The organism is Nonomuraea antimicrobica (assembly GCF_039536965.1).
Lineage (GTDB): Bacteria > Actinomycetota > Actinomycetes > Streptosporangiales > Streptosporangiaceae > Nonomuraea > Nonomuraea antimicrobica.
Genome location: NZ_BAAAZP010000233.1, coordinates 1 through 11,823, shown reverse-complemented (window position 1 = coordinate 11,823; position 11,823 = coordinate 1). Strand labels below are relative to the sequence as shown.

Genomic DNA, 11,823 nt, shown 5'->3' with positions numbered 1-11,823 from the left:
GCGCGGGCGCCTGGGGCGACTGGCCCGCCGCCGGCCGTGCGGACCGCTCGGACGGCGGGTCGGCGTCGTTCTTGCGCCCGGCCGACAGCTTCCTGCCGCGGATCACCCCCGACACCACGAACAGCACCACCGACAGCCCCGCCAGCGCCACACCCGCCCACACGCCGGGATTGAACACCAGGCCGGTCACGAACCCCGCCACGGTCGTGCCGACGGTCCACAACGCCTGCAGCGCGCCGGTCAGAAAGGCCGCCAGGGGCAGCAGCGCCCAGGCGGTCACCCGCATGCCGGCGGCCGCGCCCCTGCGCCTGAAGGCCAGGAACGCCAGCACCAGACCGGCGATGCTCACCCCGGCGCACAGCGGCAACCAGGCGATCGTGTTGAAGGTGTCCATGTCGCAGCCCCCTCGTCGTGGCTTCCTGCACTCCATCCTGGCACGCGAAACCGCGCCCGCCCCTCCTCCGCGAGAACCACTTTCCCCCTAGGGGAGTCGCCTCGGGGGCTTTCGTCTCAGGAGTGCAGCAGGGCTCTCAGGTCCGTGACCGCGACCTCGGTCAGCGACGTGACCACCAGCCGTCCCGGCGCGGGCTCGATGGGCAGCAGGCTCGGCACGGCCACGACGGCGCAGCCCGCCGCGGTCGCGGCGGCCACGCCGTTCGGGGAGTCCTCCAGCACCACGCAGCGCACCGGCTCCACCCCGAGCAGCCGGGCGGCCGTCAGGTACGGCTCGGGGTCCGGCTTCGTACGGGTGACGTCGTCGGCGGTGACCACGCAGTCGAAGCGGTCTCTGCCGACGCTCTTGAGCACCGCGTCGGCGATCTCCTTGAGCGAGGACGTGACCAGCCCCACCGGCACGCCCTCGTCCCGCAGCGCGTCGAGCAGCTCGGAGGCGCCCGGCAGGACGCGTACCCCGGCCGACAGGCGCGCCACCATCCCGCTGATCATCCACTCGCGCACCACGGCGGGCCGCACGTCCGCGCCGGAGACGGCCAGCATGTAGTCGACCGTGCGCTCCATGGAGCCGCCGAGCAGGTGCACCTGGTGTTCGGGCGTCCACTCGGCGCCGAGCCTGGCCATCACCTCGGTCTCGATCTCCAGCCAGACGCGCTCGCTGTCCACCAGCAGGCCGTCCATGTCGAAGAAGACCGCTTCCATCCCTCTCCCCGATCGGTAGTGCATGTGTGTGATCCCTCGTGCCATGGTGCCCGCCGGACATGAACGGCGGGCGAGCCCACCCCCGCCCGCCCGTGAACAGCGGCTATGACTCCCCGGCCCGGCTCGTGCGCCGGGGTGCACCGTTCCAGAACCCGCCGACGAGAACCCACCGACGCGAGCCCGTGGGCGGGCGCGGCGGGGACGCCGCACGGGCCGGGTGGTCAGACGTTGAAGTATTTGGCCTCGGGGTGGTGGGCGACCAGGGCGGAGGTGGCCTGCTCGGGGTGGAGCTGGAACTCCTCCGACAGCGTCACCCCGATGCGCTCAGGGTCGAGCAGCTCGAACAGTTGCCGCTGGTCCTCCAGGTTCGGGCAGGCCGGGTAGCCGAAGGAGTATCGGCAGCCCTGGATGTTGACCTTGAGCATGTCGTCCAGCGACTCCTCGCCGCCGATGCTCCACTCCGAGCGGACCCGGGCGTGCCAGTATTCGGCCAGCGCCTCCGTGAGCTGCACCGACAGGCCGTGCAGCTCCAGGTAGTCGCGGTAGGCGTCTTTGGCGAACAGCTCGGCCGTGGCCTCGGAGATCTTCGACCCCATGGTGGCCACCTGGAAGCCGACCACGTCGACCTCGCCGGAGTCTTTGGCGCGGAAGAAGTCGGACAGGCACAGGTGCCGGTCACGGCGCTGGCGCGGGAAGGTGAAGCGGGTGCGCTCGCCGCCGTCGTCGCCGAGGATGATCAGCGAGTCGCCGTCGGAGACGCACGGGAAGTAGCCGTAGACGACGGCCGCCTCCAGCAGGCCCTCGGTCTGCATGCGATCGAGCCACATGCGCAGCCGCGGCCGGCCCTCGGTCTCGACCAGCTCCTCGTAGCCGGGGCCGTCGCCGCCCCTGGTGGGCTTGAGCCCCCACTGGCCGAGGAACAGGGCGCGCTCGTCGAGGTAGGCGGCGTAGTCGGCCAGCGGGATGCCCTTGACCACCCGGTCGCCGTGGAAGGGGGCGCGCGGCACCGGGTTGCCGGTGGCCACGTCGGAGCGGGCGGGCAGCTCCGCGACGGGGGTGCGCTGGAGCACCGCGCCGGTCTTGACCCGCCGCTCGCGCAGCGGCGGCAGCGTCGCGCCGGCCACGCCGCGCTTGACGGCCATGAACGCGTCCATCAGCCGCAGCCCCTCGAACGCGTCGCGGGCGTAACGCACCTCGCCCTCGAACAGCTCGGCCAGGTCCTGCTCGACGTAGGCGCGGGTCAGGGCGGCGCCGCCGAGCAGCACCGGATAGTGCTGTGACAGGCCCCTGGAGTTCATCTCCTCCAGGTTTTCCTTCATGATGACCGTCGACTTCACCAGCAGCCCCGACATGCCGATGACGTCGGCCCGCTGCTCGTCGGCGGCCTCCAGGATGGCCGAGACCGGCTGCTTGATGCCGAGGTTGACCACCTGGTAGCCGTTGTTGGACAGGATGATGTCGACGAGGTTCTTCCCGATGTCGTGCACGTCGCCCTTGACGGTGGCCAGCACGATGCGGCCCTTCGTCTCGCCCTCGACCCGGTCCATGTGGGGCTCGAGGTGGGCCACGGCCGTCTTCATCACCTCGGCCGACTGCAGCACGAAAGGAAGCTGCATCTGCCCGGACCCGAACAGCTCGCCGACCGTCTTCATGCCGTCGAGCAGCACGTCGTTGATGATCTCAAGGGCGGGCCGCTGGTCGAGCGCGGTGTCGAGGTCGGCCTCGAGGCCCTTCTTCTCGCCGTCGACGATGCGCCGCTTGAGCCGCTCCCACAGCGGCAGCGCGGCCAGCTCCTCGGCCTTGCCTGCCCGCAGGGCGGCGGCGTCGACGCCCTCGAACAGCTCCATGAACCGCTGCAGCGGGTCGTAGCCGTCGCGGCGGCGGTCGTAGACCATGTCGAGGGCGACCTGGCGCTGCTCGTCGGGGATGCGGGCCATCGGCAGGATCTTGGAGGCGTGCACGATGGCGGAGTCGAGCCCGGCGTTGACGCACTCGTTGAGGAAGACCGAGTTGAGCACCATGCGGGCGGCCGGGTTGAGGCCGAAGCTGATGTTGGACAGGCCCAGCGTGGTCTGCACGCCCGGGTAGCGGCGCTTGAGCTCGCGGATGGCCTCGATGGTCTCGACGCCGTCGCGCCTGGTCTCCTCCTGGCCGGTGGCGATGGGGAAGGTCAGGCAGTCGACGATGATGTCCTCGACGCGCATGCCCCAGTTGGCGGTCAGGTCTTCGACGAGGCGGGTGGCCACGCGCACCTTCCAGTCGGCGGTGCGGGCCTGGCCCTCCTCGTCGATGGTCAGGGCGACGACGGCCGCGCCGTGCTCGCTCACGAGCCGCATGATCTTCTGGAAGCGGGAGTCGGGGCCGTCGCCGTCCTCGTAGTTGACGGAGTTGACGGCGGCGCGCCCGCCGAGCATCTCGAGACCGGCCTGCAGCACCGCGGGCTCGGTGGAGTCGAGCATGATCGGCAGGGTGGAGGCGGTGGCGAAGCGGAAGGCCAGTTCCTTCATGTCGGCCACGCCGTCGCGGCCCACGTAGTCGACGCACAGGTCGAGCATGTGGGCGCCGTCGCGGGCCTGGTCGCGGGCCGTCTCGACGCAGTCGTCCCAGCGGCCCGCCAGCATGGCCTCGCGGAAGGCCTTGGAGCCGTTGGTGTTGCAGCGCTCGCCGATGGCCAGGTAGGAGGTGTCCTGGCGGAACGGGACGGTCTGGTAGAGCGAGGAGGCGCCCGGCTCGGGGCGGGGGCGGCGCTGGACCGGCTGGTTGCCGCGCACCCGCTCGACCACCTGGCGCAGGTGCTCGGGGGTGGTGCCGCAGCAGCCGCCGACCAGGGACAGACCGTAGTCGCGGGTGAAGGAGCCGTGGGCGTCGGCCAGCTCTGCCGCGGTGAGCGGGTAGTGGGCGCCGTCGGCGGTCAGCACGGGCAGCCCTGCGTTGGGCATGCAGGACAGCTTGAGCCGGGAGTGGCGGGCGAGATAGCGCAGGTGCTCGCTCATCTCGGCCGGGCCCGTCGCGCAGTTGAGGCCGATGATGTCGACGCCGAGCGGCTCGATCGCGGTCAGCGCGGCGCCGATCTCGGAGCCGAGCAGCATGGCGCCGTTGGTCTCGATCGTCACCTGCGCGATGATCGGGATGTCGCGGCCGGACGCCTCCGCGGCCCGCTTGGCGCCGATGACGGCGGCCTTGACCTGGAGCAGGTCTTGGCAGGTCTCGATGATCAGGGCGTCGGCGCCGCCCGCGATCAGGCCGGCGGCGTTGTCGCGGTAGGCGTCGCGCAGGCTCGCGTAGGGCAGGTGGCCCAGGGTGGGCAGCTTGGTGCCGGGGCCCATGGAGCCGAGCACGAAGCGCGGCTGGTCGGGCGTGGCCCAGCGGTCGGCCGACTCGCGGGCGATGCGGGCGCCGGCCTCGGAGTATTCGTAGACGCGGTCGGCGATGTCGTATTCGCCGAGCGCGGCCAGGTTGGCGCCGAAGGTGTTGGTCTCCACGCAGTCGACGCCCACGGCGAAGTAGGCGTCGTGGACGCCGCGCACGATGTCGGGCCGGGTGACGTTGAGCACCTCGTTGCAGCCCTCGTGCCCGTGGAAGTCGTCGAGCGTGGGGTCCTGCGCCTGGAGCATCGTGCCCATCGCCCCGTCGGCCACGATGACGCGCTGGGACAACACTTCTCGGAAGGACGGGGAGGAGATGCTCATGGGAAGAGCTTATCGGGTGCCGTTCGAACGCCGGTCGCGCGCGGCTCCGGCGCGGTTGAGCACGCTCCCGCGCCGATCTCCGCCGGACGCTGTTGTACGGAGTGTCAATTGCCCGGGCGAGTTCGCGTGCCGCGTAACCGGGTTTCCACCCCGCGCCCGTGTGGGCAAGCTCCCTCGCTGGCCCGCGCGCACTCAGGCGGCGAGACCGCCTGCCACCAGGCATTACTCTACAGAGTCGGACAAATCCTCACGCCATGTGGCCGTGACTCAAGGGCGGGTGCGGAGGCCGTGAAGCGGGCGGCAGGCGGGTACGCGCCGCGCGAAAGGAGCGCGGCGGGCGGTTCCGGGGGAGATCCGTGACGGTGACACCCCCTTACCGCATAGGCTTAGCGAGACGATGGAGAGAGGAGGCGACACGTGATAGAGCTCGAAGGGCTCCCCGAGCTCGTCGACCCGGTGCTCATCGCCGCGTTCGAGGGGTGGAACGACGCGGGCGAGGCCTCCAGCGGTGTGATCGCCCATCTCGAGTCCGCCTGGAAGGCCGAGCCGCTCGTCGCGCTCGACCCCGACGACTACTACGACTTCCAGGTGACGCGCCCTGTCGTCGAGATGCACGACGGGCTGACCCAGTCGATCGTCTGGCCGACGACGCGGCTGCTGCGCGCCCGCCCGCCGGGGCTCGAGCGCGACGTCGTGCTGCTGCGCGGCATCGAGCCCAACATGCGCTGGCGCTCGTTCTGCGCCGACATCATCTACATCTGCCGCGAGCTGGGCATCGAGCTGGCGGTGATGCTGGGCGCGCTGCTCAACGACTCGCCCCACACCCGCCCCGTGCCCATCCTGGGCGGCGCCACCGACGCCGGCCTGGCCCGCTCGACGAACCTGGAGCTGAGCCGCTACGAGGGCCCGACCGGGATCGTGGGGGTGCTGCAGCACGCGTTCGGGCAGGCGGGGCTCGACGCCATCTCGCTGTGGGCGTCGGTGCCGCACTACGTCGCCCAGCCGCCCAACCCGAAGGCCACGCTGGCGCTGCTGCGGCGGCTCGAAGACGTGCTGGAGATCCCGATGCCGCTGGGCGACCTCGACGAGGAGGCCAAGGCGTGGGAGCGCGGCGTCGACGAGCTGGCCTCGCAGGACAGCGAGGTGGCCGACTACGTCAAGGAGCTGGAGGAGCGGAAGGACGCCGCCGAGCTGCCCGAGGCGAGCGGCGATGCGATCGCGGCCGAGTTCGAGCGCTACCTGCGCCGCCGCGACCGCGACACCGACGGCTGACCCCGCCGCCACCCTCACCCCGACACCGGCGCCAGCCTCACCCCGACACCGGTCCGGCATCAGTCCGACCTGACGTTGACGCCGGTCCGACACTGACAGCCAACCCTCAGCAACCAAAGTCGAGAACTTTTCGCGGTTTCGGGTAATAATCGGTGACCCGTACAAGATTACATCAAGCTGGGGCCCCAGATTAGCGGACCGGAACCCGCGAGCACCGCGGCTACGCATGTGATGCCTACTCAACCGACCGCGCACGTTAGGCACGCCATGGCGACTTCCCACGTAGACCCGTACCACACGAGCCAGGACACTCGGCGGCGCGTCCTCGAGATGGCCGTCTCACTGAGGGAGGACCGCACCGGCGGTTCGGTGGACTACTTCCTCGCCCTGTTACAGGATCGGCTCCCCTCGTGGTTGAGCCTGCTCCACGATCTCTCCCGCCGCATCGGAAAAGGGTCTGTATCCGACAATCTTCTACCAGTTGCACAAGCGGGTATTGACTACTACATAGACATACAAAGTGCCGCACTTCCGGCGTTCACCTCTCCCAAGGTGACCGTCCGGTTCCGCCAGGCCGTCCGCGACAACGATCTCGGCCCCCGTACGGAGACCGCGCCGCTGGCCGCGTACCTCACGGCCGAGCAGGGGCTGGGCCGGGTGCGGCCCGACGCGGACCCGGAGGCGAGCGCGCGGCTGCTGGTGGCGGGCTGCTTCCACCGGGCCTACATCGAGATGTTCATGGGCGCCGACGCCGGGCCCGCCCGCGAGGCCAGCGCCCGCGAGATCATCCGGGAGCTGCGGCTGGAACCCGCCGCCGTCCGGCCCGCCTGATCCTCGCCCTCTGCGGGGGTCAGGCCCGGTGCAGGGTACGCGGCTCGGCGGCGGACCGGTGGCGGCGCACGGCCTCGTCGTAGCGGTGCCAGATCAGCGCGGCCACGTCCGGGTCGGCCCCCAGGGGCTCGCTGACCGGGCCCGCGCCGGCCGAGGCCAGCCGGTCGTGGAAGAAGCCGGGCGCGAGCACGTACGAGGCGATGGCCACCCGGGCGGCTGGCGTCGAGCCGAGCCGGTCCATCGCCTCCTCCAGCGACGGTGTCCCCGACGCGGCGAAGGCGGCCGTCACCGGGCGCGCCAGGCGTACGGCGAGCAGGTGGGCGGCGGCGCGCACGTCGGCCAGGGCCGCGGGGTCGGACGAGCCCGCCGCGCCGAGCAGCACGGCGTCGGTGCCCCGCAGGCCCGCCCGCGCCAGCTTGCGGGCCAGGGCCGAGGTCAGCAGCCGGTGCGGCCCCAGCCAGCCGGCCACGATCGCGTCCCGGCGGTGCTCGGCGACGACCTCCGGCAGGTCGATGTGCGCGTGGTAGCCGCCCGCCAGCAGCAGCGGGACCACGACCACCGGGCCGCGCACCACGGGCAGCACCTCGGCCAGGAGCGGCGAGCTGATCTCCAGGTAGGCGAGCTCCACCCGGTGCCAGGGGCGGACCCCGGCGACCGTCTCCGCCAGCGCCGACAGGGTCCGCTCCCCCGCGGTGCTGCGTGTGCCGTGCGCGGCCAGGACGAGTGCGGGCCTCACCGCTCTTCCATCTCGTACCGGCAGGCCAGCCGGTAGCCCCGTTTGACGACCGTCTCCACGATCCCGCCGGAGCCGAGGGCGCGGCGCAGGCGGGTGATGGCCATCTCCACGGCGTGCTCGGCCGACTCGCGGGAGGCGCTGCCCGGCAGCACCGTACGCAGGTCGGCCCGCGACACCACGTGCCCCGGCTTGTCGGCCAGGCGCTTGAGCACCGCCATGGGGGCGGGCGGGAGCGGCCGCAGCTCGCCGTCCACGACGACGGCGTGGCCGCGGATCTCCAGCCGGTGCTCGCCCGCCGTGAGCCGGGTGACGCCGTGCTCGGGCAGGTGCCGGGCCAGGGCGCGGGCCAGCGCGCCGAGCCGCGAGCGGTCGGGCTGCAACGTGGGAACGCCGCGCGAGGTCAGCGGGTCGGCGGTCACGGGCCCCACGCAGGCGGCCACCACCGTGTCGCCGAACGCGGCCAGCAGCGCGTCCTCCAGCCCCTCCGCGCGGGCGGCGCCCAGCATGGCGTGCACGGCCGGCGCGCTGGTGAAGGCGACCGCGTCCACCGAGCCGGAGACGGTCTGGCTGATCAGGCGGCGCAGCGGCGAGATGTCGCGGTACGGCAGCCACCGGTAGACCGGGATCTCGATCACCTCGGCCCCGGCCCCGCGCAGCTCGGCCACGAACCCGTCGAGCGGCTCGCCGTGCTGCTGCACCGCGATGCGCCGCCCGTCCAGGTCCTGGGCCAGCAGGTACTCCTTGACCTCCTGGCAGGACTCGGTGGCGGGCGTCCAGTGGTCGTTGAGCCCGGCGGCGCGCACCGCTCCCCTGGCCTTGGGGCCGCGGGTCAGCAGGCGGGCCTTCGACAGGTGCTCGCCCAGGTCGCCGGACAGGCCCCAGCCCTCGGCCGCGGCCATCCAGCCGCGGAAGCCCACGCCCGTGGTGACCACCACGTCGTCGAGCGGCTCCTCCAGGCTCCAGCGGGTGGCCGCGAGCAGGTCGGCGTCCTCGGCCAGGGGGACGAGCCGGATCGCGGGAGCGCTGACCACGCGGGCGCCGCGGCGCTCCAGCAGGGCCCCGAACTCCTCGCGCCGCCTCGTCGCGGTCACGCCGACGGTGAAGCCCGACAGGGCGTCGGGCGCCGTCTCCGGGGAAGGGCCGTTCTCCAGGGGAAGCGCACTCATGCCCACACCTCCAGATGCTCAGGCCGCAGGTCGGCCCGGCGGTCAGGCCGATGGTCAGGCCGGGGGTCGGCGCCGCCTGGCCGGGCCCCGAGCACCCGGTCAGGCATCACAGGCGCGTGTGACGCAAGTGAGATCACCCTCCGATACTGCTTTCGGGTGGTTTCGCCTCGGGGTCTCCCCTGTTACCGCTGTGCTACAAGGCAGGCCCTGCACGGTTGGCGGGACGCAGCCGGGGAAATGGTCGTGGTGACGACGCCGCCTATCGGGGAGTTGCGGGTGACGGTCCGGCCCATACGCACGTTCGACGATCCGGTGCTCCGCTCGGTCGCGGCACCGGTCCAGGATTTCGACCGCGAGCTGCGGCAACTGGTCAAGTCGCTGACGGCCACGATGCGCGCGGGAGCCGGGCGCGCGGGGCTGGCGGCCCCGCAGATCGGGGAGCCGGTGCGGGTGGTGGTCTACTCCTACGACGGCAAGTCGGGCCATCTGGTCAATCCGCGTCTGGAGCTGTCGGAGCGGCGCGTCACGGCCGACGAGGCGTGCCTGTCGGCGCCCGGGCTGTGGTGGCCACTGGAACGTTCCTACATGGTCACCGCGCGTGGCCGTGACATGTTCGGCAAACCCGTGACCGTGCGGGCGCTGGGCGTGCTGGCGCGGGTGCTGCAGCACGAGGCCGACCACCTCGACGGCGTGCTGTTCAGTGACCACCTCGAAGCGGCCGAGCGGGAACGCTTTCTCGCCGCGGCTCTGCCAGGCTGAGCTCACGCCGCTGGCCGGGGTCGGTGCCGCCCCAGACGCCGTACGCCTGCCGGGTGTCCAGCGCGTACTTCAGGCACGTCTCACGTACGGGGCAGCGTCCGCACACCTGCTTGGCCCGCTCGACCTGCGACTGGCTCGGCCCCTGCGTGGAGATCGGGAAGAACAGCTCCGGGTCCAGGCCGAGGCAGGCGGCCCTGCGGGTCCACTCGAGCATCATCGTCATGGTGTTCGCGCCTACCCTCGCCTCCGGGCGTCATGCCTGGTGGGGCCGGTGATCCTCACCAGCGGCTCCAGCCCAGGGCGCGGGTCCAGGGGGCGGAGACGACGGGCACCGGCCCGTCCGCGTCGTTCAGCACCCGGTCCACGACGCCGATCAGGTCCTCCGCGACCTCGGCGGCCTGTTGGATCTCCTCCTGCGGCGTCAGCGGGGTCGGGACCAGGATCCCCCTGGCCCCCGCGGCCCTGGCGGCGTCCATGTCGCGGCCGATGTCGCCCACGACCACGCAGTCACGGGGGCTGACGTCGAGCACGGCGGCGGCTCTGATGACGAGCCCGGGGGCGGGTTTGCGGCAGGTGCAGCCGTCGGTGTCGTCGTGCACGCAGATCGCCCACGCGTCGAACGGGCCGAGCAGCTCCTCCACCCTGGCGTTCACCTGGCCCATCTCGTCCGGCGACAGCAGGCCCTTGGCGATGCCCGACTGGTTGGTGACCACGGCCACGGGCACGTCGGCGCGTCTGAGTCTGGCCAGCGCCTCCACCGCGCCCGGCATGGGCTCGACGAGGCCCGGGTCGCCGTTGTACGGCACGTCCCTGATCAAGGTCCCGTCCCGGTCGAAGAGCACGGCGCCGGGTCGTCGCTTTTCGAACACCATTCACCTCCGTCGCGCTGCCCGGCAGCTACCCGGCCCCCGTACCGGCAAACAGCGGCTCCAGGGCCCGCTCCCGCTCACTCAAGGTTTAACAGTCGTCTCTCTCGGTAGCGGTCTCGACATTCTCGACGCTTGCCATGGAGGTCACGTCATGAGGGCTCTGGTCACCGGGGGCGCCGGGTTCCTCGGCTCCTATCTGTGCGAGCGGCTGCTGAAGGAGGGTGCGGAGGTCGTCTGCATGGACAGCTTCCTCACCGGCGGGCCGCGCAACGTCGAGCATCTCCTCGAGCGTCCCGAGTTCCGGCTCATCGAGTGCGACCTGACCGGGTACGTGCACGTGCCCGACCGGCTGGATCTCGTGCTGCACTTCGCCTCGGCCGCCTCGCCGGCCGACTACCTGCGCTACCCGATCGAGACCCTGCGGGTGGGCAGCGTCGGCACGCTGCACGCGCTGGGCCTGGCCAGGGAGAAGGGCGCCAGGTTCGTGCTGGCCTCCACCAGCGAGGTGTACGGCGACCCGCTGGAGCATCCGCAGCGGGAGACGTACTGGGGGAACGTCAACCCGGTGGGCCCGCGCAGCGTGTACGACGAGGCCAAGCGCTTCGCCGAGTCGCTGACCACCGCGTACCGGCAGTCGCGCGGCACCGACACGGCGATCGTGCGCATCTTCAACACCTACGGCCCGCGCATGCGCCCGTTCGACGGCCGGGCGATCCCGACGTTCATCCGGCAGGCGCTGACCGGCGAGCCGATCACGGTCACCGGCGACGGGTCGCAGACCCGCTCCATCTGCTACGTCGACGACACTGTGTCGGGCATCCTGGCCATGGCCCGCAGCGACTTCGCGGGGCCGGTCAACATCGGCAACCCGGACGAGCTGACCATGCTCGACCTGGCCGCCCTCGTCAGGGACCTGGCCGGGTCGACGTCGGAGCTGCGCTTCATCGACCGCCCCGCCGACGACCCGAAGGTACGGCGGCCCGACACCTCGCTGGCGACCGAACGGCTCGGCTGGCAGGCCGAGATCCCGGCGAAGGAGGGGTTGCGGCGCACGATCGAGTGGTTCTCGGCGGAACTGGCCACGGCCGAGCACCTCGAACGCGTCCAGACCTGACACCCGGCCACGGACCCCGCCAGGCCGACACCCGGCACCCGGCCACGGACCCCCGCCGGTCCGACACCCGGCGTCCCGTGTCAGGGGCCCGGCCCGGAGCGGCGAGGACGGGTGCGGTCAGCGCAGGGCGACGCCGAGGAGCGCGTCGGCGAGGTCGCGGACGAGGCCAGGGGCGGCGGCGTCGGTGCCGCCGCCCGCGAGCGCCTCCTCGACCCAGGCGTCGATCGCGGCC

At 72.0% G+C, this 11,823-nt stretch carries 11 protein-coding genes; 4 read left to right on the top strand and 7 right to left on the bottom strand.

Annotated features, from left to right (window positions below; all coding sequences use genetic code 11):
* From ABD844_RS49145 to metH, 3 genes are all read right to left on the bottom strand, one after another.
* Nucleotides 1-394: cellulose synthase (locus ABD844_RS49145; RefSeq protein ID WP_344895785.1), on the bottom strand; the 394-nt coding region annotated here is incomplete at its 3' end.
* A 116-nt stretch (nt 395-510) separates the two neighbouring features.
* Nucleotides 511-1,155, bottom strand: a complete 645-nt coding sequence (locus tag ABD844_RS49140; RefSeq protein ID WP_344895782.1) for an HAD family hydrolase — start codon at nt 1,153-1,155, stop codon at nt 511-513.
* A gap of 221 nt (nt 1,156-1,376) precedes the next feature.
* Nucleotides 1,377-4,844: a methionine synthase gene (gene metH / locus ABD844_RS49135; protein ID WP_344895779.1), complete on the bottom strand. Its 3,468-nt coding sequence runs from the start codon at nt 4,842-4,844 to the stop codon at nt 1,377-1,379.
* A gap of 417 nt (nt 4,845-5,261) precedes the next feature.
* Here metH and ABD844_RS49130 point away from each other — a divergent pair, with 417 nt between their 5' ends.
* Complete coding sequence (locus tag ABD844_RS49130; protein WP_344895776.1) at nt 5,262-6,116, top strand: PAC2 family protein; 855 nt, start codon at nt 5,262-5,264, stop codon at nt 6,114-6,116.
* A gap of 552 nt (nt 6,117-6,668) precedes the next feature.
* Complete coding sequence (locus tag ABD844_RS49125; protein WP_344895773.1) at nt 6,669-6,947, top strand: TetR/AcrR family transcriptional regulator C-terminal domain-containing protein; 279 nt, start codon at nt 6,669-6,671, stop codon at nt 6,945-6,947.
* A 19-nt stretch (nt 6,948-6,966) separates the two neighbouring features.
* Here ABD844_RS49125 and ABD844_RS49120 read toward each other — a convergent pair whose 3' ends face one another.
* Nucleotides 6,967-7,683, bottom strand: coding sequence for a sirohydrochlorin chelatase (locus ABD844_RS49120; protein WP_344895770.1), 717 nt, complete (start codon nt 7,681-7,683; stop codon nt 6,967-6,969).
* Nucleotides 7,680-8,849, bottom strand: a complete 1,170-nt coding sequence (locus tag ABD844_RS49115) for a uroporphyrinogen-III synthase (protein WP_344895767.1) — start codon at nt 8,847-8,849, stop codon at nt 7,680-7,682. The genes ABD844_RS49120 and ABD844_RS49115 overlap by 4 nt, the downstream gene beginning before the upstream one ends.
* Before the next feature lie 246 nt (nt 8,850-9,095).
* On the opposite strand from ABD844_RS49115, the gene ABD844_RS49110 reads away from it, so the two are divergent.
* Nucleotides 9,096-9,608 (top strand): peptide deformylase, encoded by a 513-nt coding sequence (locus ABD844_RS49110; RefSeq protein ID WP_344895764.1) that lies wholly within the window; start codon nt 9,096-9,098, stop codon nt 9,606-9,608.
* Here ABD844_RS49110 and ABD844_RS49105 read toward each other — a convergent pair.
* A complete protein-coding gene (locus tag ABD844_RS49105) occupies nt 9,547-9,831 on the bottom strand; it encodes a WhiB family transcriptional regulator (RefSeq protein ID WP_344895761.1) in 285 nt (94 codons plus the stop codon). The two genes, ABD844_RS49110 and ABD844_RS49105, sit on opposite strands and share 62 nt — an antisense overlap.
* Nucleotides 9,832-9,886: 55 nt before the next feature.
* Entirely contained in the window at nt 9,887-10,480 is a 594-nt protein-coding gene (locus tag ABD844_RS49100; protein ID WP_344895758.1) for a D-glycero-alpha-D-manno-heptose-1,7-bisphosphate 7-phosphatase, read from the bottom strand.
* A 148-nt stretch (nt 10,481-10,628) separates the two neighbouring features.
* On the opposite strand from ABD844_RS49100, the gene ABD844_RS49095 reads away from it, so the two are divergent.
* Complete coding sequence (locus ABD844_RS49095) at nt 10,629-11,591, top strand: UDP-glucuronic acid decarboxylase family protein (protein ID WP_344895755.1); 963 nt, start codon at nt 10,629-10,631, stop codon at nt 11,589-11,591.
* The last annotated feature ends 232 nt before the right edge of the window (nt 11,592-11,823 follow it).